Source organism: Gordonia soli NBRC 108243 (assembly GCF_000334455.1).
GTDB classification, from domain to species: domain Bacteria; phylum Actinomycetota; class Actinomycetes; order Mycobacteriales; family Mycobacteriaceae; genus Gordonia; species Gordonia soli.
On sequence record NZ_BANX01000016.1, the window covers coordinates 1 to 26,728 of the forward strand.

General features: G+C 62.4%; 8 protein-coding genes. All 8 read right to left on the reverse strand.

The genetic code is table 11. The annotated features are described in order from the left end of the window. Positions 1–309: 309 nt before the first annotated feature. The 8 genes from GS4_RS25165 to GS4_RS11450 all read right to left on the reverse strand — a co-directional run bounded on the left by GS4_RS25165 (position 310) and on the right by GS4_RS11450 (position 26,660). Positions 310–879, reverse strand: a complete 570-nt coding sequence (locus GS4_RS25165) for an arsenate reductase/protein-tyrosine-phosphatase family protein (RefSeq protein WP_083862707.1) — start codon at positions 877–879, stop codon at positions 310–312. Next, positions 876–18,980, reverse strand: coding sequence for a non-ribosomal peptide synthetase (locus GS4_RS11420; RefSeq protein WP_083862708.1), 18,105 nt, complete (start codon positions 18,978–18,980; stop codon positions 876–878). Before GS4_RS11420 ends, GS4_RS25165 begins: the two co-directional genes overlap by 4 nt. Next, positions 18,914–19,741 (reverse strand): ABC transporter permease, encoded by an 828-nt coding sequence (locus tag GS4_RS11425; protein WP_007620651.1) that lies wholly within the window; start codon positions 19,739–19,741, stop codon positions 18,914–18,916. Before GS4_RS11425 ends, GS4_RS11420 begins: the two co-directional genes overlap by 67 nt. Next, positions 19,738–20,715 (reverse strand): ATP-binding cassette domain-containing protein, encoded by a 978-nt coding sequence (locus GS4_RS11430; RefSeq protein WP_007620652.1) that lies wholly within the window; start codon positions 20,713–20,715, stop codon positions 19,738–19,740. Before GS4_RS11430 ends, GS4_RS11425 begins: the two co-directional genes overlap by 4 nt. After that, positions 20,712–22,352: a DUF4012 domain-containing protein gene (locus tag GS4_RS11435; protein WP_369403307.1), complete on the reverse strand. Its 1,641-nt coding sequence runs from the start codon at positions 22,350–22,352 to the stop codon at positions 20,712–20,714. Before GS4_RS11435 ends, GS4_RS11430 begins: the two co-directional genes overlap by 4 nt. Before the next feature lie 148 nt (positions 22,353–22,500). Continuing rightward, positions 22,501–23,961, reverse strand: a complete 1,461-nt coding sequence (locus tag GS4_RS11440) for a tyrosine-protein kinase domain-containing protein (RefSeq protein ID WP_245555630.1) — start codon at positions 23,959–23,961, stop codon at positions 22,501–22,503. 90 nt (positions 23,962–24,051) lie between these two features. Beyond that, positions 24,052–25,368: an MATE family efflux transporter gene (locus GS4_RS11445; RefSeq protein ID WP_007620655.1), complete on the reverse strand. Its 1,317-nt coding sequence runs from the start codon at positions 25,366–25,368 to the stop codon at positions 24,052–24,054. Further along, positions 25,365–26,660, reverse strand: coding sequence for an oligosaccharide repeat unit polymerase (locus GS4_RS11450; protein WP_007620656.1), 1,296 nt, complete (start codon positions 26,658–26,660; stop codon positions 25,365–25,367). Before GS4_RS11450 ends, GS4_RS11445 begins: the two co-directional genes overlap by 4 nt. Positions 26,661–26,728: the final 68 nt, after the last annotated feature.

Below are 26,728 nucleotides of genomic sequence, written 5' to 3' on the forward strand. Positions count from 1 at the left end.
CAAAAGACCCGATGGTGCGACATACCCGCCACCTACCCATACCGACCTACTTTCAGAAAGAGAACGCGTATTGCCCGTCCGTGATGACCGATACAAAATGTCCGACTGGACAGCGGGTCATAATATTCAGCAATCAAGTGAATAGTGGACCCGAAAGAGCGTGATGTCAACCCAGGCGCACCACGTCTAGAAATCTCCACTGGATCTCACACGAACTTTTCGAAACCACACTCCAGTCCGTTACCCGATTCTTCGCCGCCCACGTCCGATGTCGAAGGTTCACCCTTCCCCCACATGCGGCCAGCGGCGCTAATTTCTCTGCACGCGAGCAGCTTTGGATTCGGCGCCGTGTGATTCGACCCAAGAAACGACCACTTCGAGAAGGGGACGGATCTCGGAGAACGTCGACTCAAAACTAGTCCGAGGTCCACCGATCGGATCTGCAATATCAAGTTCAGGATCCGTGGCATCAACCTGCGTGCGAGCGGCGATCGCAGAATTCAGCGACCCCCACCTCGACAGCTGCACGAACTCTTTCAGAGTAAATATCTTCTTCCACTGAATCGGCGCAATTTGTTGACATCTCGATCGCTGGGATCTGGTGAATGCGAGAACCACATCAGCGGAAGAAATCATCGATGGCGCGAGATAGGATGCGGTGAAGCGGCCACCGCAATGCCCATGTGCTTCCAACACGGCGAGAGTCAGTGGATGCATGGGGCTGCCGTTGCGCGCTGCAGTTCCTGCGCTGTCGAACACCACCGGCAGGGTTCGAGAGACAGCCAGGTCGGTGGCGACCACCTCCGCCATCGGCGATCTACACAGATTCCCTGTGCACACGAACAGCAGAGACAACGGCGCCGTCACCTCGTCGTTCATCGCTCGACTCCCGAAGCGATTGCGCCCGCCAACATACGCCCCATATCGCGCATCACATCAGGCCGCCCGAAATCGGAATGTGGAGCCGCCACCTGTAGAACGCGTATGGGACCAGAGACGTAACGCCCCCAACCCGAGGCGATGGTGTTGTCGGCAGCGAAGAAGATCGTGTTTCGTACAACGACCGTCGACGGACGATGGGCCGCCAGCGAATCGATCAGCTGTGTGATCCACAGACGATGCCGGTCGAGTTCCCGCAGTTCGCTGACAGTGAGCGCACCCGGTTCCACCGGACTCATCCCGAACAACGGTGCTTGAACGGCAGCCAGTTCTTCAGGCGTGTGCGCGTCCATGAGACACAGCAGCGATACGTGCTCCCCCAGATCCGTTATCTGAGAGGCTATCTCGTGGGCAATGGCGCCCCCGATCGACCATCCGAGAAGTTGGTACGGGCCCTTGGGTTGACGCGAGCGGATCGCCTCGACGTGAGCCGCGGCAACCGACTGGATTGTGGGCTCGAATTCGATTCCGGCCGAACCGGCATCTGGCAGTTGGAGCCCAAGCACCTTCTCATTGGTGAGAACCCCGGCCAACGGTAGGTAGTCCCGCGCCAGTCCCGACGCGGGATGCACGCACCAGAGTACGGTGCTCTCGGTATCGGGCCGAGGCTGTCCAGAGCGTCGGCCGAACTTCTCGGATATGTCGACGACGTGTGCCGCCGCCGATCCGAACAGCCCTTGCTCACCGCGTGCAAGCGATGCGACTTCAGATGGCGTTGATGCACCGAACAGGGCAGACGCAGGAACTCGACATCCGGCACGTTCGGCGAGCTCAGCACGTAACTCCAATAGCGTCAACGAGTTTCCCCCCGCTGAGAAGAAGTCGTCATCCATCCCGATGTCGACACCCAGAACTTGCGTGAAGCAGTCGAGCACGGCCGTCTCCAGTTCGTCTCGAGGCCTACGGTCCGAGCGCACCCAGGGCGGCGGTGGAAGCTGATTCGTCGCCAGCTTTCCGGAACTCGTTCGCGGTAGACCTGGCACGATCACGATCTGAGCCGGGACCATGTGTCTCGGTAAGAACCGTGCGCATGTTTCCTTGAATTCGCGAGCGTCGATATCGGTACCGTTCACAGTCACGTATGACACGAGCGCATCTCCCGACTGACTCGGGACGACAACGGTGGCTGCAGCACCGGCGCCCGCGCGGACGAGAACGGTGTCGACCTCTGCCGGCTCGACTCGCTGTCCGCGGATCTTGATCTGGCGGTCTATGCGGCCACGATGCTCGAGCCCCTCCGCGGTCCAACGCACCAAGTCGCCTGTGGCGTACCGGCGACGGCCGTTCGGACCGGCGACGAAACGCCGAGCGGTGAGAGCGGCATCCCCCAGGTAACCGCGTGCCAGCGAGTGCCCGGAAAGAAAGAGTTGCCCCACGGTGCCCGGGGGAACCGGGCGCAGATGAGAATCCAGGATCTCGAGTCCGAAACCTGGAAGCGGAACACCGATCCGAACAGGGCGATCTTGGGACACCTCAGCTGTGGTGGCGCACACTGTCGTCTCGGTCGGACCGTATATGTTGACGAGTCGCACCCGCCCGGCCCATCGCTGGGCAAGATGCTGCGGTAGTCCCTCGCCACCGACGACCACTGTGCGGACATCGGGTAAGTCGTCGACACTCAATGTCGCCAGCACAGACGGTGTTGCGAAGAATGCGGTCACCTGCTGCTCACGGAACCATGTGGTCATCTCGCCGCCCCCGATCACCTCAGGCGGCACCACCACCGACGTGGCCCCCGAGATCAGTGGCCACAGAACATCGAGGATGGTCGCATCGAAGCCCGGGCTCGACGCCATGGCGATTCGGTCGGCTGCGACAGCCGGGAATCGAGTCGCATCCATGAGCCCTGTCAGGCCTTGATGCGTGACGCCGACGATGTTCGGGGCTCCGGTCGTACCCGACGTCGTGATCACGTAGGCGAGGGAGTCGGTCCGCACGCGCACCACTTCGTAACGTTGCAACTGCGCATCCGAACGAGGAGGTCCCTCGATGTCATTCCGGGTGATCACCATTGCGCGAGTCACTCGCGCAATCTCCGCGATTCGCTCGGTCGGGTATGCAGTGTCGATGGGGATCACAACGCCCCCGATACGCGTAACCGCCCACAGCGCTACCACCGACTCGATCGATCGCCCTATCGCTATCGCGACACAACGGTGCGGTCTCACCCCACGATGGATGAGCCCGCGCGCCGCGACGGATACCCAGCGGTCGAGTTCGCGATACGTCAACGTGACGCGGCCGTCGTCGATGGCAGGCGCGTCCGGACGCGCGACTATCTGCGCGTCCAGCAAGTCGCCCAGAAGTCTGTCCTCTGATGAGACAGACTGCTCAACGGTCTCGATTTCGTCATCGAGACGCACATCTATCGCTGCCGCGGCCCGACCCGGATCACCCGCCACTATCTCCAAGCAACGACTGAGCCGTCGTCGGAATCTTCCGATCTGTCCCTCCGTGAGAAGGCCGCGTGCGAAGAGAAGGCGAATGCGCCATGTGCCGCCCTCCCGGACCACAGTCACCTGCAGTTCGAATTCCTTTGACGAGGATCGCATCTCGTCGAGGTCATCTCGCAGCGGGACTGTGGCACCGCTGTCGTCGACCACGCTGAACATCACCCGCGTCAGCGGGTGATGATCCTTGTGCCGTTCCACCCCGAGATGGTCGATCACATCAGCGAACAGGACGGTGCAGTGATCCATCGCGGCGACATCACGGTCACGGATCGAGGTGATCAGGTCGGAGATCGTCATGTCCGTGGTGAAGCGAGAGCGCAAGACGACCGTGTTCACGAACATGCCCACGATCTCCCGGATGTCCGGATGCACGCGCAATGACACGGGGGTCGCGATGAGGACGTCGTCGGTGCCCAGGTGCGCCGACAGGCACATCGCAAGTGCAGCGTGAAAGACGTGGAACCGCGACGCGCGGTGCACGCGAGCTGTTCGCCCCACCGCGACGGACAGCTCGTCATCGACATCGATGACAGCCCATTCGATTCCGTTCGCGCTCGGCCGTACTGATGGGTCACGTTCGAGCGATGAGTTGGGGGGCACGTCATCCAGCGCCTGACGCCAGTACTCGAGGTCCGCCGGTCGATTACGGTGGGCCAGTTCAGTGATCCACCTCGCGGCCTGTGCGTATCCCACGTTGGGCGCAGGCAACTCTGCGCCGGACAACAGCGCTGCCAGGTCACGGCGCATGATGGCCGCCGACTCTCCGTCAGCAGAGATGTGGTGAACGAGCATCACCACCCCGCTGACCGTCGGTTGCGCTCCGGCCGAGCCGGACTCGCGTGTGACGATCCACACCATAACTGGCGGCTCGTTGTCGAGTCGGGCCGGCCTGGCCATTGCAACTGCCAGTTCCTCCATCGCGCGACTCTCCGGTACGAGCATCGGATCTGCGCTCCAGTGGGCATGGTGATACTGACGAGGTTCTGTGAACGACGGGTAGCTCATCTGCAGTGCGTGATGGCGTGAGACCAGCGACGAAACCGCAGACCGCGCGTCGTCCACCGAGCACCCACCAGCAGCGGCCACTGCGAGTGGTACCCAACGAGGGACCAGAGGATAGAGACCGGACAACACCCACATCTGCCGCTGCGGTGGCACCATGGGCACTTGTTCGAGACCGACTGCGTAGCTCGAGGGAGCCGAACCTGTCGCTGTCGCGGTTACGGTCCCCCGAGTGAGCAAACGCGTAGCGAGTTCGGCCGGTGTGGCGGAATCGAATACATCGCGGACAGCGACGTCGAAACCGTCGGCTCTCAGAATCGTCACCATACGAGTCGCCGAAAGCGAAGTACCACCGATTGCGAAGAAGTCATCATCGAGGCCTACGGTTCCGCGGGCGCCACCGACGGCTGCGGCCATCGCGTCCGCAATCGTAATCGCCGATTTCATGACTTCGGTCGTCACAGCACCGGATCGGCCCGTCTGAGCATCGGGAGGCTCTGCTGTCGTCGGTTGCCCGGGGAAGCCGTGGACGCTGTCCGGTACCACTGCATCGTTTGCCGGATTCGCCTCGAGATCGCCCCGCGGAAATGCGCTCTGCGGAGCTTCTGCCCCTGCCAGCATGGTGACGAGCTCGCCGACGACAGCTTCGGCCCTGGCGCCGGAGACTCGTGTGGAGTGAATGACTCCGAGATGGGCACACCCGTCCGCATCGCGCGACAGGACAACTTCCAGGTCATACTTGGCGCTCACACCGTCGATCGACCGCGTGTCCAGTTCTCCTGTGAGCGAGCCGTGATCCAGGTACGCCCGCATCTGATCGATCGGGAGCACATCCTGATGGACGAGTAGAACCGAGATCAGCGGGTCCCCGGCCACGCCACGTGCCGGTGCCACCAGTCCGGCCACGGCGTCGTACGGCACTTCAGCGTGGGCGGCGGCGGTGAGGTTGACATCACGAGCGACGTGCACAGCATCGACGACCTTCGACGCCGGAGCGATCCGAGTTCGTAAGGCGAGTGTGTTCACGAACATTCCGACCACACGGTCCCACCGCGAATCGGTTCGACCGTGGGTCGGAACCCCGATCACAACGTCGTCCCGCCCTGTCAATCTGCTCAGCAGGACCGCCAGCGCGGCATGCACGATGTGGAACACAGTGCTCGACTCGGCCTCGGCGAGTCGAGCAACCGAATCCATGAGCGCGTTTCCGAGTCGCCGTGTTGTGCGCCCGCCCAACTGGTCACCACCGGTCCGTGGACTCAGATCAGCGATCGGAATCGGCGCCGGAGCGTCCTCGAGAACTCGCGACCAGTGCTCCAACTCGTACGCGAAACGGCTGCTCGGATCAGAAGGATTGCCCAAACGCTCACGAAGCCACCGTGAGTAGTCCAGGTAGTCGAGCGGCGGCTCACCGGCGTCCCATGCATCGCCGCACGCTTCGCTGAGATCCTCCATCAGGACTCGCATGGACCAGCCGTCGACAGCCACGTGATGCAAGACGATGACCAACACGTACTCTGCATCGGAGCGGACGAGACTTGCACGAAAGGCCGGGCCTCGGGCGAGGTCGAACGGGGTAGTGACCCGCTTGGCCACCTCGGTGTCCGCTGATCCGGCATCGACCTCCACCACTTCGAAATCCACAGTCCATTGTTCAATGGCCTCTTGCACCGGCCCCTCAGCCGTGTCCGGGTACGCCATCCGCAGACTCACGTGCCGCTCGACTACCCTTTCGACGGCACGCCGGAGGCGAGTGGGGTCGACATGTCCGCTCAGATGTAGCACCACCGGCACGTGATAGGCACTCGACTGCGGCGCGATCCGATGGTGAATCCACAGGCGCTGCTGCGGAAACGCCAGCGGCACTGGTCCGGAGTACGTTTCATGGACCGGCGCGGGAGCGTCGATCGTGCTGAGTGATGCGGAAAGGAGACCTGCCAATTCAGCGAGAGTGCGATGCTCGAAGACTGCGGATACGGGAATGTCCACGCCCGACAGCTCTCTCAGTCGTCCTGCAACCCTCGTCGCGGACAGAGACGTCCCCCCATGTCCGAAGAAGTCTGACTGGTTGGTGATCTCGGAGATCGGGCGGTCCAGCATCTCCGACCACACTTGCGCTACTAGAGACTCGGATGGAGTGCATGGAGCGGCTGACGGAGGTCCGGCAAATGAGGGGGCCGGTAGTGCACGTCGATCGACTTTGCCGTGTCTACCGATCGGAAGTTGCTCGACGATGGTCACCGCCGACGGAACAATCGAGCGCGGCAGAATGTTTCGTAGCTCGCTTCGAATCTGATGGGGGGTGATCGCAGCTGACTCGTCGAGTACCACCCAACTTGCCAGTACTTGGTCTCCACTATGGGCCGTGTGAACATCGGTGACTGATGCCCGCACACCTGAGACATCAGATAACGCGGCGTCGATCTCGCCAGGCTCCAATCGAATTCCGTTGATCTTGATCTGGGAGTCCAACCGCCCTCGTATGACCAGACGCCCACTCGCCTCCCTGTACACCAGATCTCCGGTTCGGTACATCCGTCGGCCGCTACGCCCGGGATGGGGCACGAAGGATGCTGCGGTCTTCGCAGACATGCCCGCATACCCGCGGGCCAGTGCGGGTCCGGCGACGTAGAGCTCACCAATCGTGTAATCGGGAACGGGCCGCAACCGGCGATCCAATACCAGCACCTCCACACCACCGACAGGCGTCCCTATCGAGATCTCGCGCCCCGGGCCGGTGCCCGAGTCGACCACGTTCGCTGCAGTCACGGCAATGGTGGTCTCGGAGGGGCCGTAGAAGTTGACCAGCCGGACCCGCGACGACCACATCGATGACGACCGGGGTGGCAGCTTCTCTCCCCCGACGACCACTCGACTGACAGTGCCTACCGACTCTGGGGTGAGTGTCGCAAGCACTCCCGGTGTTGTCATCAGGACTTCGACCGACTCCTGGGTGATCAGGTCGGCCAATTCGTGGCCCCCGACTGTGTCGTGTGGGCAGATCACCAGCGTCGAGCCGGCCACCGCGGCCGGCACGACCCCGATGAGGTGCGCGTCGAAGGTGTTTGCATATGTGTGCATCACCCGCACGCCGACCGACAATCCGGCTCGGTCGACGGCGGCACCGATCACCCCGACCAAACCGCGATGGGTGACAGCCACGGGTTTGGGTGCACCCGTCGTACCCGAGGTGAAGACCAGATAGGCGACATCATCCATCCGCACAGTTCGCACACGATCGCGCTCGTAGAACAGCTCGCCAGATCTCTCGGTATCGGGATCTGACTTCGCCCAGTCGATTTCCATCGTCTCGATCGCACACTCGGCCGGTCGCTCGCCGTTGTACAGCAGCAGCGCAGCACCCACTGCATCAATCATGCTTCTGCGACGTGCCTCGGGCTCACCAGGTTCGATCGATACGAACGCGGCCCCGGCAAACGCGACCCCCCATTCTCCGATGACCGACCAGACCGATCGGTGCATGTTGAGCACGACGACATCACCGGCGCCGACACCACGTGCCGCCAATCGGCGCGCCACGTGGCTAGCGAGGGCTGCCAGGTCGCGATAACTGATCGATCGACCGAAACCCGATACGCGATTGCGTATGTCGATCACCGCGAGGGCGTCTGGGTCCACGTTCAGTGCGCGTCGCAGCAGATGGCCACAAGTCGCCGGCGCCGGATCGGTGTTCGCCTCGTCTCGAGGCGCCGAAAAGACAACATCGGTCCCCACCAACAGGTCCGCGGCAGGACGATCAGGGGCAGCGACTGCCGACGCGAGTAGCACGATCACCGAGTCCACGAGTTCTCTAGCCCGGTGCTCGTCGACCGATCGCTCGTCCGTGGTGAGCGTCAGATTCAGCCGATGGCCGTCGTTGTAGACAGCGAAATCGAGCCCGTACAGAGGCAGGGTCCGTGCAAAATCCTCGTCCCGGACTTCGCCCCGTAGATCAAGTTGACCGAGCACCACATCGAACAATGGTCGTCCAGCGGCCGTTCGTTCCGGGTCCGCGATGGTGGCTATCTCCACGGCAGGCAGACCTGCGTGAGCGAATGCATCTGCGTCGCGCGCGGTGACACATTCGAGCAGTTCTCGGAATGGGCGTTCCAGATCGATATGCGTGCGTAAGGGAATCGCCTGCGCGAAAAGTCCTACCGCCCCGGCGAGTTGATCGACAGTCCGGGCAGACATAGCAGTCCCGACCACCACGTCGTCGTGACCGGTGGACCGCGCCAACACGGCCGCGAGAGCGGTATGGACGATGACGAAAACAGTCGTGTGAGACGCTGCGGCCAGTTCGGTGAGCCGGGTCGTCGCATCCTCGTCGAGACTCCGGTGTATCCGGCGGGCACCCGCCACTGTCCGAGACGCCGTCACGTTCAATCGGAAGCCGGGAACGCTACCTGCATCGATCGGGGTGCGGAAGACTTCCTGCCAGAAGTCGACATCGGAATCGTGCCGCAGTGCCGCGACGTGTCGTCGCCACAGGGTGTACTGCCGGTAGTCGACGCGCCGACGTGACGGCTGCCAGAGTCCTGGAGACGCAACGATGTCGAGCTCGAGCGCTTCGCGGAACTCCCGCCGCAATACGTCGACCGAAGCGCCGTCGACAGCGATGTGATGCATGACGGTCAACAGGTGCCGCTGGCCGAGAGCATCGCGAACGAGGCGTATCCGCCAGGGCATCTCGCGAGCGATGTCGATAGGGTTGATCAGCACTTTCAGTGCAGAATCAACGTCGTCCACCTTGGTCGACAGCACATCGACCTCGCCCATCTGCAGTGCAAGGTCGGTAGACCACAGGTGCTGGAGAGGTCTGCCACGGACCTCGGGATAGGTGGTGCGCAGCATTTCGTGCCTGCCGATCAGCATTCGAACGCCCGCAACCACGCGCCGGGTGTCGACCTCTTCTGGAATCGAGATACTTGCCGCCAACACGTGCGATGTCGACCCAGGATCGGTACGCCACCGTAACCACAGGTCTTCCTGCTCCGGGGACAACGGCATGTCATCCGGTTCGGTGCGGTAGTCGACGATCGAGGGCAGCGGCACGTACTCCACTGTCGCCGAAGCACGTCGTGACTCGTCCAGCAGTTCAGCCAGCGACTGCACTGTGGGAGAACGGAAGATGTCGGCTACAGATACCCGAGCACCGCCATCGGACGACAACACGGCGGCCAGCCTCGCAGCGGACAACGACGTGCCGCCGAGGGCGAAGAAATTGGAGTCACCGCTATGTACGCTCGGAGCCTCCAACAGCGCCTCGAAAGCGGTCGCGACGACACGCTCGGTGGATGTCATCGCTCTTGTCACAGTCACTGGTTCCGAGACAATGTCGAGAAGCGCGTGGCGATCGAGCTTTCCTGTGCCGGTCAGCGGCCATTCATCGACCACGATCACACGACTCGGGATCGCGTGCACTGGCAGGTGTTGTACGCAGAGGCTCTCGAGTTCCTTTTCATCGAGGCGCACGCGCTCGTGGTCAGATCCCGCCGAGGTGACGAACGCAACCACGGAATCGTCGCCATGGCCGTTGGTTCGCACCAACACCTTGACATCTGCGACTTCGGGTCGCCTTGCAAGCACAGCCGCGATCTCATCGAGCTCAAGGCGGTGACCTCGCAACTGGACTTGGGCGTCCAATCTACCCAGGTACTCGAATGTGTTGGAACCCAGCCGCCGGACACTGTCGCCGGTGGCGTACATGCGGCCGTATCCCCACGGCGCGTCCCGAAATCGGCTCTGTTCCGCACCGACCCGACCGCCATCTGTTCCCTCGTCGAGATAACCCGCGGAAACCTGGTCACCGGCGACGAACAGTTCGCCACGCGCGCCCACGGGCAATTCACGCTGCCGCTCATCGAGCACCGCGAGCCAGACCCCGTCCAGCGGTGCGCCGATGACACTACGATCGTCGTTCACATCGACGCGCGTAGAGGTGAGGTGCACCGTCGTCTCCGTGATGCCATACATGTTGGTCATCACCACCAGTGGGTGGCGTCTCATCCACCGTCGGATCGACGCAGTCGACAGCTCCTCTCCGCCGAAAACTATGTGCCGGAGTGACTCCAACCTCGCATCGGTCGAGCGGGCTATCAACGGGTCGGTAAGTCTGCTGAAAGCGCTGGGAGTCTGACTCAACACGCTGACCTGTCTGCGCGATATGAGCTCGGAGAACAACATGGGGTCGCGCGCGGTCTCCCGGTCCACGACGACCAGATGCCCTCCGGTTACAAGACACCCGAAGATCTCCCATACCGAGAAGTCGAACGCCGACGAGTGAGACCATGTCCACACATCGGTATGGTCGACCTCGACGGAGTCCAGTGCGGCACCGATCATTGCCGACAGATTCGAGCGGGTGACCACCACTCCCTTGGGTTGTCCGGACGACCCCGACGTGAAGATGACGTAGGCCTCGACTTCGCCCGGTGACAGGAGAGCTGACCTGCACCTTGTTGCGGTCGGCGCGATCCGTGCCTCCACTCCGTCGGTTCCAGTGATCACACCCAAAGCCCCCGACAATCGCAGAATCTGTTCGACCCGGGCCGGCGGATTGCTCGGATCGACAGGGACATAGGCGATTCCACGAGACAGTACGGCCAAGATCGCGACAATCGCCTCCACTCGAGGTGGCATGAGAACTGCAAGTCGATCGCCCGGCCCGAAGCCCGCATCCGCAAGAGTGACGGCGAACCGGTCGACAGCATCGATCATCTGTTGATAGGTCAAGGACCGGACACCGTCACTGACGGCGTCCGCCGCCGGCCTCGACCGGGCGTGCGAACGAATCGCTCCGATTGGCTCGACGGGTTCGGTGGTCCGCCGCTTCGGGGGCCGAAGCGGCTCGGACCCGAATGCGACGAGATCCAGCGGATCGTTCGGATCCGCCGTGCCGAGCCGAGCCACGACGTCGATGAACACGTCGAGCATCGAACCGGCCGCGGTCACATCAACCAGCTCGTGCGCAACAGTCAAGGTCACGGACATGTCGGAGTCACCGCCGTTGTCGGTCACCGTCAGTTCGATCGGTACACGTGCGTGACCCACACGAATGGGCACTTGTTTGCGCACGCTTGCGTCCACGGGTTCCCATGCCACAGTCTGATCGCCGAACGAGAGGAGCACATCAAGGTATGGCGCGCGTCGGGGCAGCCGCTCTGGCTCCACAGCCGCGATCATTCCGGAGTATCCGATGACCGAGTGGCGCTCGGAGTCGACCGTTGAGTAGACGGACTCTGTTATCGCCTCTCCGAGAGTGCGTTTCTTGAGCTCTGTGCTTCTCAGGAGGAGTGTTCGGACGAACATGCCGACTCGCTTGAGGTCGTCCGAGGTGGTTCGTCCACTGCTCGGCACGCCGATAACCACGTCACCACAATCGGAGAACCGCGCCACCGTGACCGCCCAGGCCACATGGACGGCATGGAACACGTGCGCATCCAATGATCTGGTGAGGTTCGCCAGCGCGTCCCGGACTTCTGCAGGCAGCGTCCGGTCCAGATAAGTCCCCGGCTGGGCATCACCCTCATCAGTCGACCTGACTGCCGGCGAGGGCAGGTCGATGTATGGCGGAGCACCTTTCAGTCGACGACGCCAGTACTGTCTGGCAACACGATGCTCATCTTCGGTCGGTGCTGCGGCGCCGCCAACGTTCACCGACATTGTCTCCGGGAGTTCGGATTCGGTCGACGTCTCCGCGGCGCCGTCGATCTGGGACCGAAGGACGAATTCAAAATCTTGCAACAAGATCTGCGCCGACCACGCATCAACCGCGACATGGTGGGCCACCACCAAGAGCGACACGTCATCTCCAGAGGACATGACAGCTGCGCGCCACGGCAACTCACGACTCAGGTCGAACGGGCGTCGCGAATAGTCCTCGACGAATTCGTCGGCGGCATCGATCGACGTAGCGGAATGCGAATCGACGATCTGCAACCGCGAATGAAGTTCCGCCCCTGACAATTCGCGGGCCGTCGGGTAGCCGTCTCGATCCTCGAAGACAGTGCGCAATGGAGCGTGTCGATACACGAGACGATTCAACGCGCGATGAACATCGCTGGCAGTGAAGCCCCTTCGCACGTGCATCAGGGTGGGTAGGTGATAGACGGCGTTGTTAGGGGCGACCCGGTTCAGTAGCCAGATCTCGTGTTGCTGCGGTCTGATCCACTCCTCCGGAAGGGTCACACCATCCAGTCGGCCAGCGAGATTCACGCTTCCGTGAGCCGAGCTGATGAGATCAACTACTGCCGCGAGATCTACCGCCTCGGCGAGGTCCCGGACTCGCACAGGCTTCTCTATGCGATCCGCGAGCGCCAACGAGATGTGCATGAGACTGACCGAATTCACGCCGAGATCGAGGAGTCGATCCGAGGGCCGGAGATCCTCGACCGATACGTCGACGACGGATGCTACCGCGGAGGCCACGATCTCGAAGTCCGGACCGGGATCACCGACGGGGGCCAACCGGGACAGTCCGACACTTCGCAACGCCGCCAGGTCGATCTTGCCGGAGGTCGTCCTCGGCCAGGCACCGACGACGTGAATACGGTGCGGCACCGCATGGGGAGGTAGGAACTTTGCCGCGAACGCTCGCACGTCATCGATCAAGTCCAGGGAGCCAGCCGATTCCAGATGAGTGGGCATCGGGACGATCCACCCGGTGAGCGCACTCTCCCCAGCGCGGTCGGGATCCCCGGTCACGCACACGGCGTCGGTCACTGCGGGGTGCGTGGCCAGAACTGCGGCGACCTCACGGGGCTCGACCCGAAAGCCCCGCAGCTGCACCTGGTCATCGCTGCGTCCGCGGTACTCGATGTTTCCGTCTGGACACCTGCGAGCGATGTCACCCGTGCGATACATCCTGGCGCCAGGTGTGCCACCCACCGCAGCAACGAAGAAACCGGCGGTCAGATCGCACCGGCCGTGGTAGCCGCGGGCAAGCTGAGGTCCCAGCTGATACATGTCCGCCCACACGCCGACGGGCACCGGCCTGAGCCAACGGTCGAGCAGGGCTATCCCTGCGTGATCCATGGGAGAGCCTATGAGGCTCCGATCATCTCGAGGGTCCACGGACGTCGCGGTTGCACATACCGTTCCTTCGGTTGCACCCCAGAGATTGTCCACACGGATCCGGCCGCGAAACTCGTCGATGAATTGCTCGATTCGAGGAGGCCGCAGGGCCTCGCCCCCGAGAACCACCTGTCTGATCGATCCTGGTTCACCGCTGCGCACAGCCACATCGGCGAGCGCATAGAAGGCCGATTGCGTGTGAACGGTGACGGTCACACCGGTGTCGACGAGAGTCGGCCACAGGAGGGCTGGATCACGACGGACTTCATCATCGACGATCACCAAGCGTGCCCCAGTGGTCAGCGCAGAGAAGATCTCGAGAACAGAGGCGTCAAAGGCCACCGAGTGCACGCAACTCATAACATCGTCGGCAGTCAGATCGTAGCGTCGACGGTAGCTGTCGAGCATGGTCATCACCGATCGATGACTGACGATGACGCCCTTCGGCTTTCCGCTCGTCCCCGAGGTGTAGATGAGGTACGCGGCCGATCGTGGCAGGATTCGCGACCATGAGGCGTCGTCGGTCGGATGAACTCGCCTCGGCAACTCGACGATGGGAATGTCCAGCGCTGCCAGTCTTCCGGTGGGCCCGGACGCCACGACCACGGCCGCACTGGCACCGGCATCGTGGGCGAGGTGCGCAATCCTGTCAGGTGGATCGCCTGGGTCGACGGGCAGATAGGGTGCCCCGGACATCATGACGCCCACCATCGCGACTACCATCTCGGCTCCGCGCGGAGCTAGCACAACCACCGGTTTGGAGACATCGATTTCTCGTGAGTACAGCTCGGCGACAACCCATCCAGCAGCACGACACAACTCGCCGTAGGTCATCGAAGAGTCGCCGTCCAGCACCGCAACGCGCTCGGGGGCGGTCTCAGAGACGCGACGGATGGCTGTCACCACGTCGTCGTCGACCCCGGTGACATCACCATTCTCCCTTGCTGCCGAACCCAACGACCTGAGCGTCTGGTGCGGCGTTCGCACCGTTGCGCGAAGGACCTCACACAGGTAATCGACGAGTGCTCTGACCATGTGTGCTGCGAATCGATCCGTGCGATAGGTGATCTCGATGGATAGATCCCCGTCTGTCACCGCGGTGGCGATCTTCAACGGGATGTTGGCAGATTTCGCAGGATGTACGGTTATCGCGACGCCTGGTCCGAGGATGCCCGAGTTGACGGATTCGTCGCGATGCGTCAGGACCACATCCGACAGGGGCCACTCGAAAGGGTCACGGGCCGGGGAAACGGCATCCACCACAGCGCTGAAGGGCGCAGCGCTATGATCAAGCCCGGCCCGAACAGCGTCCGACGTCTCCTTCACCAGTTCGGCGAAGGTCGCACCCGGGCGCAGTTTGCTGCGTATTGCAATCGGGTTGGTCCACAGGCCCACAACCAGATCAGCCTCGGGATCGCGTCCTGCAGAGGGGATGGTGATCACCACGTCGTCGCTGTTGGTGAACCGATTGACGACGACTGCTACCGCCGCGTGAATCCAGGAATACGCTGTAACACGGTGACTTCGAGCGGCCGCCAACAGCTCAGAGAGGTCGGGCTGACCGAGAGCTGCTCGCATCGAACCTGCGTTGGATCCGCTGGACGCTCGAAGTCTGCCCGGATCGTTCGACGGAATCGAGGTTCTGGACGGCGTGTCGCCGAGTTCGCGAATCCAGAACTCGAGATCCCGGTCGATTCGAGACCATAGATGGTCGCGAGATCGATCTCGCAGTTGGATCGCGGCCGCCGCAACACCGTAGCCGACCGCCGCGGCCCGCTGGCGAGCAGGCGCCTGGCTCACACGTGCGCCATACGCCGCTTCCAAGTCGCGCAACAACACCGCGACCGATTCGTCGTCGAGAACGATGTGATGCGCGACGACATCCACTACGGAACTGTCTACATCGGTGTCCCGACCAGTGATCAGAATACGTATCGGGATGTCCCCGAGAGGATCCGCGACTTCGTATCGGTCGACCGTGCGATCAACCAGAATTCTCGCCGCCGCTTCATCGACTGTCAGCACCTGCTGACGGAAGTCGCCGTCCACAGCATCGATCACTGTGCGGAGGATCTCGTGGCGAGTGAGGACGTCGATCAGCGCACCGCGCACATCTTCCTGCCTCCGGCCGACCATGTGGATCGTGACAGCAATAGTGTCGGCGTCGACGCCGGAGAAGAGGCCGGCTTGCAGAATCATCGAACGCTGCGCCGACGTGATCCGAGTCGACAGCGTCCCGACGTCGTCCAGATCGTTGCTCGACGGAGCTCGTTGCACGCGTAGCGACAGATCACGCAGGTCGCGCGCGGCTAGCACCTCTCCCACCTCCACAACGCGGTGCGACTCTCGCGCCAAGGCGTTCCTCAGTCGAACCGCCGACATGGACGTTGCTCCGAGTTCGAGCAGGTGATCGCCCATCGACGGTGTCGGAACGCCCAGTACGTCCGACACCACTCGAGCGACCATTGATTCAGCGGGGTCGCTCGCCGGCACGAAATCTCGCTGTGCCGAACCTTCTTCGATGAGCCGACGGAGTTCGTCTCGGTCGACCTTTCCCGAGTCACTCCGTGGCATCTGGTCGACGATCACGACGTGACGTGGCCACATGGCAGTCGGCAGCTGCATGGCCAGCTGATCACGGATGAGTACGCGCAGTGCGGTGTCGTCACGAACCTCTTCGGTCGTTACGGCCAAGTCCAACGCCACATCACCGTCAGAGTCCGCCGACCAGACCACGAGCGCCGCGCGCACCCCGGACACGGCGGACGCCGCCATCTCCACCTCAGCAGGCTCGATCCGAACCCCGCGAACACTCACCTGGTGGTCCGTCCGACCGAGATACACCAGTTCCCCGCTACCCGGATCCACCCGGACGCGATCACCCGTTCGGTACATCCGTTGTCCTGATCCCCAGGGATCGGCGACGAAGCGCATGGATGTCAGCTGGCGCTCATCGAGATAACCTCGAGCACACTGTCTTCCAACCAGATACAACTCCCCTGCTGCTCCATGGACGACCGGCCGCAACCGCCCATCCAAAACCCGGAACGACGCGTCCGGTACTACGTCACCGATCGGTACGGTCGCATGCGAGTTCTCGGCGCTATTCGCGACGGTCGCGACCGTGACCTCGGCAGCCGTTGCCCATACCGAGAACTCAGCCGGGCCGTAGAGGTTGAGCAGGCGGCGGCGTCCCTGGTCGAGAATCGAGCGTGCCAGTGACACAGGCAGCGACTCTCCGACAGACATCACCGTCGACGGCAGTCCAGCCGGAGATAGATCCGTCAGAACAGCCGGTGTTGTTGCCAGATGCGTGATCCGATGCGTGCGGATGGCCCTGCCCAGCGAATCGCCGTCGTCGAACGACAGCGGAACGAGACATGCACCGATCGCGACTGACAGAAGAATTTCGAAGTGCGCCGCGTCGAACATCGGGGACGAAACTGCGGCGATGCGCGATCGTTCGGATCGAGAGTTCTTCGAGGTGCTGCCGAACGCCTTTCGCTGAGACTTGATCAACATGGCGAGCCCGCCATGCGTGATCGTCACCCCTTTGGGGTCTCCGGTGGTGCCAGAGGTGTACACGATGTAGGCGATGTCGTCCAGGGTCGGCTCCGCCACGACGATGGCGCCAGAAGCCCTCGTCTGCAACAGATCAGCGAGCGACAGTTGTACGACGCCGTCGTAGTCTGTTCGGTCCTGCGGCCGGGAAGTCGCCACGAGCATGACGACGGGGCCGGCGTTGGCCAATATGCGTTCGATTCGCGCTGAGGGCTGGCCAGGGTCGATCAACAGGATTGCAGCGCCAGTGCGTGCTACCGACCACCAAGCGATAACCGATTCGGGTGACTGGCGGGCGAGTATCGCAACGGCGCTCCCGACGCCGACACCACGATCGATGAGCTGTTCCGCAACGCCGCGTGCGATACCGTCGAGCTCACCGAAAGTGAGATCCCGGATTCCATCGGCAAGCGCCGGGTGGTCCATGTATGCGTCGACTGCACCATCCAAGACCGCGGGCAATGTGTTCGGCTGCGGAACTTGTTCACTCATGGGAGGCGATGCGAAATCGGGCCCCGGCAGCAGCTCGACCACAGTGCGATCACGTTCGCCTAGCAGCGATTCGGCAACCTGGTGAAGGGCCGCGACCAACCCGCGGTGATGTAGGCCTACCTCCGCAGCGTCGTAACGCGAGGGATTTGCTTCGATTTCCACCACCAGTGGTGTGACGTCGGTCCGACACGCATCGACCGGCGCCGACGGGTAGACGTTCACCGACATATCGTCGACCGGGCTCGTCGTCAGCAGACGGAACGTACCCGCCGCTGCGCCGCAACGCATCACACGGTCGAAGAGCATCAGGTTGAGCTGCGGAGCATTCAGGCCTCGTTGCCCGGTAGAGTCCGCCAGGGATCGGAGAGATGGTTCGTCGAGGATGTCCTCAAGTCGATGACGTTGGTGCCGAAGCGCACCGCTGAGGGCCTTTTGGACGCGACGCACCACCTCGCGAACCGTTCCGCCATCTGCGGCCAGGGCCACCCGTAACGGGACCACGTTGGAAACGGGCAGGGGCGTGTTGCGCAGGGTAGCGGTGGTCCTGGCAGCGACCGGCAGCCCCACTATGAGATCTCTCCGACCGGTGAAGCGATACATGTAGACGACCAACGCGGTGGCGATGACGACGGCTTCCGAGTGTCCCGATCCATCACATGCGCGTCGCAGCAGATCCATCGTACGGCGCGGAAGACTGTCGGTTCGCCGAATGTTGTTCGGGCTCAGACCACCCTGGCGTAACGAAAGCGTCGGCGGCGCGGCAGCTCCAGAGAGTTCGTCAAGCCAGTATGCTCGATCACGGCGACGCCGGAGCGAGTCGTCGTATCGCGCGTCGTCCTCCGCCGCCGCCGCGAAGTCGACAAAGCGCGTTGTGACCGTCGGTCTGCCCTCCACGCCCGCTGTGTACGCTTCGAGCATCGACTGCAGAGCGTTCTTGCCGGATACACCGTCGACGACGAGGTGATGCGCGCGGTTGTAGAAGATGAACTGATTCCGACCGAGGTCGAAGAGATGGGCCACCATCAGTCGATCGACGAGCGGGTCGATGGGACGAGTCACGTCCGCGACCATGAAGGCTTCTGCTGCAGCTCGTGGATCACGCTCTGCACGGAGATCGACGCATTCCGGAGCGTCGGACAGCGTCGGATCCCAGAGCCCGACTATCTCATCGCCGCTCCGCTCGTATCGAACCTGCATGAACCGGTCACGCCGCACCGCCGCAGACACGTGTTCGATGAAGGCGTCCGTGTCGATCGGGCCACTGATCTCGACATATTGAGCGATGTTCAGGGGCGCCTGAGGATTTCGCTCTTGCGCGATCCACAGCGCTCGTTGGGCACGGGTGAGTGGAAATGTGTGCACGTTGACGCGAGTTGCCCGAGCAGTTCCGGTCATCGCGTACTCGATTTCAGTGCCGCGACGGATAATGGCGCAGCCGCTGCCGAGATCACCACGCATGCGAGGAAGCTGTACACCGCAGGGTGTTGCCCGGCCCAGGTCACCGGCTCGGCGATGAATGCGCTGACCGACGTCGGATTTCCGAAAGCCTCCCGAAGCGTCCGTGCCACCGAGGTCACCGGATTCCAGTTCGCCACAATCTGAAGTGCTGTCGGCAGCCGTGAAGACGGGATGAACGCCGACGAGATGAAAGTGAGCGGGAACAACACCGTCAGGACCAGGCTCTGCGCGGCTTGCATCGATGCTGAGACGATTCCAATCACCGCTCCGACCCACGACAACGCGAAACCGAAGAACAGGGCGATCGCATAGCCAGCCATTACGCCGCCGGCATCGCCGACGATCCGCCATCCGATCATGTAGCCGGCGAGTGTCATGACCAGCAAGCTGATCACATTGATTGCGATGTCTGAGATCGTGCGCGACGCAATGAACGAGAGCCTGGACATGGGCAACGCGCGGAAGCGATCGACGATCCCGTGGTCCATGTCGGTCGCAATACCCAACGCGCTGAATGCCGCGTTGAACGCAACCGTCTGCGTCATGATTCCGCCGATGAGGAACTGACGGTATGTGTCACCTCCGAGCGCCTCCCCGAACACATACGAGAACAAGAGGACGAACATCAGTGGTTGAACAACCACAGCGACGAGCATCTGCGGCACACGACGAATCGCGCGAAGGTTGCGTCGTACCAGGACATCACAGTCGACGACGAACTCTGTCGGACCGAGTCGCCGAGCCGGCAGAGCATCAGTCACGTCTGCCGCCGATCGGTGAGACGCACGTAGACGTCCTCCAGAGTCGGCGCTTTCACTGACGCCGAGACGACGGTGATGTGTCGACCCGCGAGTTCTGACAGTATCCGTGCCACCACCCGCCCCCCTGACTCGGCAGCGACCGTCACGGTGTCGGTATGCACTGACACCGCGTCATACCCGAGCTCCCGCACCGTGTCTGCGGCGAGGTCGATGTCATCAACCGTCTCCAGAATGACCTGAACTGTGTCCGTCCCGATCGTCCGCTTCAACTCGGCGGGGCTACCGCGCGCGACGATCTCACCGTGGTCCAGAACAACGACCGCGTCTGCGATCTGATCGGCCTCCTCCAAGTACTGAGTCGTCAGCATGACTGCTGCGCCGCCGTCGACCACTTCGGTCACCGCTGACCACAGTTCGCTGCGACCAGCCGGATCCAGACCTGCGGTCGGCTCGTCGAGTAGAAGGACCTCGGGCCTGGAGACCAATGCACAGGCGAGATCCAATCGTCGACGCATTCCTCCCGAATAGGTCGATACTCGCCGATGGCGATCAGCACCGAGGTCGAACCGCTCGAGGAGTTCCGCGGCTCGCGACTTCGCCTCCGTGCGGCCGAATCCCACGAGCCGCGCGATCATGATCAAGTTCTCGCTTCCCGATTGGAGCTCATCGACTGCTGCCGACTGTCCCGACAAACCGATTCGACACCGCGCATCGTGCGGCCGGCGAACCGCATCGATGCCCGAGATCGAAACCGACCCACCGGTAGGCCGGAGCAGTGTGCTGACAATGCGGACAGTAGAGGTCTTTCCAGCGCCGTTCGGTCCCAGCAGCGCGAGGACGGAACCGGCAGGCACATCGAAATCGATGCCGCGAAGGGCAACGTGATCGCCGTACTCCTTGGTCAGTTCGCGGACGACGACCGAATTCGTCGTGGTCCCGAGACCTGATCCGAGCGTCGACGTATCCGCTCTCATTCGCCACACTCCGGAACGTCGACCAGAGGAGTCGGTTGGTCCACCAGGGGCTGAACGGGTACCAACGCCGCGCCTTTCGCCGAGGTCGGCTCATCGAGCACGAACTCGACCGTCACCGCCCCGCCAGGCGGTATGCGGACTTGCGTCACCACTGCAGGATGTCCATGAAGATTTCCCTCGTAGTACAGCGGTGCACGACCATCCACGGTCATCTGCTTGAGAGTCGCGTTCCGAGTCGCCGTCAGTTGCACACTCGTCAGGCTCGTCCCAGGAGGCAGATTCGCTTGCCTCGCACCCAGGGACCCGATCACATACGGAGGGAGGGTGAGGTCGTCCAGCGTGTTCACGAGTCGGATCTTCACGATGCTCTGACGCGACGCTCCACGGCACTCGCCGGCAGAGTACGAGATCTCTCTGCGCAGGTAGTAGTCGATCTTGTTGCCGGCGACGTTCTGAACTGCGACATCTGCATACGGCGCGGCGGTGTCCGGCACCTGATGGCCGAGCCCTGTGCTCTCCAGTAGCTTCTGCTCGTCGACATCGTTGCTGTACACCATTATCCGCCGCTCGTGCAGGCCTCGGCCGAGCGCCTTCAGGAGCTGGGCCGGGTCGGCATCCGAGGTCCTGATCTTGTCGATCGCCGATCTGGCGATGACTTGCAGATACGTCTTCCGTAGCCCGTTGTCACCGGCAAACCTCTGATAGGACGTCGACAACGTGATCGGAACAACGTTCTTTGCGTCGATGACCTCGCCTCCGGGCAAACGTGTCGGGCCAGTGACCTCCAGTACGTAGCTGAGAGCGATCGGATCAAGCGCAATCGCACCGTCGAGATTCTGCCCCGTCTGTGCGCGCCAATTGGCTATCCAGATCTTGGCCGCGTCGGGAAAACTCGGACTGATGTTGTTGTTGCGAAAATCAGTGTAAGGCTTGGTCCAGCCGTAGAGATCGTCGAAGTCGCTCCCCAGCTCCACTTGTGGTGACGGAGGGTTTCGCAGATCGATGTTCCTTCCGAGCAGTGGTGTGGTCACCCGGCCTTCGTTTGCTTCAACCGTGGCGAATCCGCCTAGTAGTCCGCCGGTCGCTCGCGCCTCAGAAGGAGTCTGCAAGGCAAGGAAATAGTTTCGCGGTCCGGTCGCCCCGAGCATCGGCGGCAACAAGCGAGCTGCCAAGTCAGCCGATCGGAATGTGCTCGAAGCATCTTGGACCGCTGCAACCAGTCTGTCGCGCGCCCCAGAGACCGTGGTAGACCATGACCCATCGATCTGCCCCGCCTTCTTGGCGAGTTCCGAGGAACGTGTGGCCAACGCATCCAACTGCTTGCGGCTGCCAGCCAGAGCTCCGATGTCGATCACATCGCCACGTATCAGCGACTGCGGACGAATGCTGCCGGCAGTCGCCGACGACGGCACCAGCACCTCCTCCGACAGCTTCTCGACGACATCGGTCATCTGCCGGATGGAATCCAACGGATCTCCCACCCAAGGGATCAACGATCCCGCTGTCCACACCGGATCGTGACTCCGCGCGTTCGCCCGTTTGGCAGCATCTACCGCCTTCGTCGCGGCCACTCTCGCGGAATCGGCGTCGAACGGTGCACTCCGGACGACACCGGCATTGTGTTGGGCAACGCTCACGTCATCTCGAACCTTTTGAGCAGAGAATATGATCCAGGCTCCGAGCACAAGCAGAACGGCGACCAGGAAGACCGCGATCCCCCACCCGAGGAGTCTCCGACCACCCCAGTGGCGCCCGTCTGCAGACGGTGTACGTGTGCGCCGCATCTCACCCACCTCGGGAGTTGGATCCGTGCGCGGCGGTCACATCAGTGGGCGCGACTGGTGTTGCGAGCGCCAAGTCCTCCGATGCGGAGGGAGGTGATGAACGGTAGTAGGCATATCGATAGGAACTGCCGCTCGGGCGCTCGTCGTTCACAACCACTCCGGCCAGAGGCGCATGAGCCGTGCGGAGTCGCTCCAGAGCGTCAGCGAGTTCCGGCAGCCTTGACCGTCCGGCTCGGACGACAACGACCACTCCGTCGACAAGGCTCGCCAGGACCGCCGCATCGGTGACCGGTAGAACAGGCGGCGAGTCGACGACGACGTGGTCAAAACGGCGGGACAGATCTTCCATCAGAGTCCTTGCTCTCTCCGAGCCCAGCAACTCAGCTGGATTGGGCGGGAGCGCACCACTCGCCAGAATGGCGAGATTCGGGAATCCGGTCTCTTGCAACAGATCCACTATCTCGGCATTGCCGGCAAGGTAGTCGGTCACACCGATGCTGTCACTGACCCCGAACCGGGCCGCCATGGTCGGCTTCCGAAGGTCTGCATCGACAACGACCACCCTCTGTCCGGCCTCGGCGAGAGCAGCGGCCACGTTCATCGCGGTGGTCGTCTTGCCCTCGCCCTGACCGGCACTCGTCACCAAGATCGTCCGCAGCGGTCGATCGACGCTCACGAAGCCCAGGTTGGTCCGCAACCTCCGGTACGACTCAGCAGCAGGGCTCGACCCGCTACGGAAGTCGATCACGTAGTGGTCTTTGAGGACCGATTCACTCGGCACGGTCGTCAGCACGGCTGGCGCACCACTGAGCGCGGTGACGTCCGATTGGCTTCTGACCTTGACATCCAGCTTGCGCCGTACGAACACGATAACCAATCCGACGGCTACTCCGGCGAGAAGAGCGAACACCGTGTTACGCAGAATCTTCGGGGACACCGGTCCTGATTCCGGAGTTGCGCGGTTCACAACCGTCAGTTTGGCCAGTGGCGCACCACCACTACTCGGCCGTTCCAACCCCGTCACGTACTCGGTGAGTGATTCCGCCACAGCGTCAGCCAGACGTGTGGCCACCTGCTCGTCGGTCGAATCGGCACTTATTCTGAGGAGTACGGTCTCGGGCGTACTCATCGCGTCCAGAGCTTCCTTGGCCGCGGCAGGCGACAGATCGTCTAATCCGCCGTCCCGCAAACCCTTTGTGACAACGGCATCAGACGTCACCAACTCCGCGTAGGAAGCGACACGCTGCTGCGACGCCAGCGAGCCCTGATATGCGCTCTGGGAGTTCGCGTCAGCTCCGGAAGTCACGTAGAGCGTCGCGGTCGACCGATAGACAGGCTGTTGCGCAAGGCTGGCTGCCATTCCCAGAACTGCTCCGATGACAGCACACAGAAGAATCACCCACCAGTTGCGTGCTATCACCGCAATCGTGGCACGTACCGAGCTCGTCGGCGTGGCCTCCACTCGGACAGTTTCTGGGGCCATTGCGATCACTTCTTTCCCTCGATTGGAAAAACACTGGAAGCTACCTCCGGCGAGCGCATCAATCGACGCTCACCGATGTTGCGCATTACGCGCCGAGCTCGGCTCGGACACACGGGACACCTCCTGCTGCAGTGGGTGATCGTCGACGGGTCCCACATCGGTTGAGTCGGGAGTTGGATGTCGGTGCGCGAGGCTGCGCCATAGCAGTACGGAAAGCGAGAGAGTCAGAACCCACGACATGACAGCCAGGGAGACAAAACCCATTGCGACCCCACCGATCGCGACCGTGAGTGGACACACAACGAGTGCGGCCAGTCCGACTGCGGTCCGAACGCAGACCACCGACCACGTCTCGCGCACAGCGCGCAGAAGGACGCCGGGGATGGCCTCGAACGCGGCAGATACGCGCGCCAGTGCGCCGACAACTACGAACTCCGTTGCCATCGACCATGTATCGCCGAGAATTCGATGACCCCAACTGTCCGGAATCGCCAGCAACGCGACCATGGAGGCCCCGACGGTCAATGTGATCGCCATCGCCATCCACACTGCGTCGAGCCTGGCTGAGTGAGCCGTCAGTTCACCTCGCCTGGTGATGTGCGACAGTGCCGTCGAGCGAAGGTAGTTGGTCACCACATTCGTCACACCGAACACCACCACGATTGCCCGGAAGGCGGCAGCCTCCGCCAGTCCGGCGAAGATGACCACGAAGAACACCAGAAACCATTGCAGCAGTGCACCCCACACAGACTCGTAGAGGAAACTGGGTGCATAGCGACGAGCCGCCGTGAACCATGTTCGGAGATCGGTTCGACGTGGGCGCGACCGGGTGAAATAGATGGCAAGGGGCACCGACTGCGGTGCGAGTGCAATTGCCAGTGCCAATGGCGGGGCGGATCCGAAGTGGAGCGCAATCGCCATACCGATGCATTGGCACAGCGCGACACCGCCGTCGATGCCCGACAGCGCGCGGTTCTCGAGCCGCGAGATGTAGTCGAATCTGAGCGCATCGTAGGCCAAGATCACCGGAGCGAACGCGAGGCATACTCCCACCGCTTCGACGAGCGAGTTCGAGGCAGTCATCAGCATGACGGCTCCGACACCGGCAATGGGAAGCGAGCCGAGAAGTGAAGCCCCCATCATCGACCGACGCACGTCGGCCTCTCGGGCAGGATCAGTCCAGCGCAGCACCAAAAGGGGCTCACCAGTCACCGCTCGTGCCACCGCGATCATCACTTGGTAGAACACCATGGCGGTCGCGAGGACACCGAGATCGACTGGGGCGAGGAACTGCGCGCCGACTATCAGGAGCACGAAGCTGGTGAAGCTGACGATCGATTGGTCGACAGCGCCGTAGACGAGTCGAACGCCCTTGCCGCGGATCATGGCGTCGCTCCCGAAACAGACTGTCGTTCGACTGTTCTGGTGCTTGACCGTAGGAGGAAGGCGACGAGCACGACGAAGATCGCGATCGGGAAGAACCTGCCCTGGACCCAGTAGATGATGCGCGATATCTCGACCAGCCCGAGGAACAGCACGGCATAAGCGACAACAGCGGACAGCGAGCCGACGCGCGCCCGGTGATAGACGTACCCCACCACGAAGCCCAGGACGAGCCAGAAGACCAGCGACGCGGCAGTCCCGAGATCGGCATCGGTTACGAGGAAGGTGCCTTCGTTGTTGAACTCGGGATTTCCGTAGTTCTCCAACATTATCCGCCACCACGTGCGCGGCGGACCTCCCTCAACCGATGGGTCTCCGAGCAACATCTGTGCGAACGGGGCGTCCCACAGAACAGGAAAGGTGAAGTACGGATCATGGGCGCGGTCGGCGACCAATCCGTGGTATAGCGCACCGTTGTTCGCGGTCGTCGCGTAGTAGCCGACCAATCGAGTGGACACGTACTCCGTGAACGAGGTGTTGATCACGTTCCGGTAGTACAGCCAACTCCTGGAGTACTCGAACACCGCGAACACAACCCAGATCACCGGTAGCGCCAGGAACGGCACCGATCTGAGCAGGAATCGCGAACGTGGACCCGAGGAAGGCAGCCCCCGAGTGCCAGCGGTGTCGCGGCCCACCCTGGTGACCACTATCGCGATGATCAACACTGGCAGGACGACCTCGATGATCGCGAGACGCTCACCATAGAAGAAGGAGCGGAACAGCGCCAAGGCCACGACTATCGTCAGTCGCTTCGCCTGCCCTCCGATCCCGCTCTTGCGAAGCAAGACCATCAGAGGTGCTGCAACGGCACCGAGCTGCGCGAAGGTGGTAACACCCGCGACCGGAGGACTCAAGCGCTTCAAAGCACCTATGGCTCCGTCCTCGAAGCGGAGGACCGCGAGGAAATCTGACGCGGTGGTGCCGCGCGCCAGTGCCAATCCGATCCACAACACGTAGCCGAGAAGACACAGCCAGAAGGCGACACCAACGCACACTCGTAACATGCGGATGGCCGATCCGGTCAACTCCATGTGGACCGCGGCCGGTGTGCGGCGGAGACAGTTGATGCTGAGACCGATCAGGAATGCCAGAGCACTGATGGACGCCAGGAGCGCGTACTGTCCGTCTACATAACGAGGTACGCGCCATAGCGAGAACATTCCGGAGGTCGAAGCCGTGGACGAGAGCAGAAAGACACCGATGAACAACCCGGCGGGCCACAGTGGGTTCAACCACCAGGGAAATCGGATCTGCAGAATGATCGGACTGCACTCATCTGATCGCGCTGGAGATGCGAACA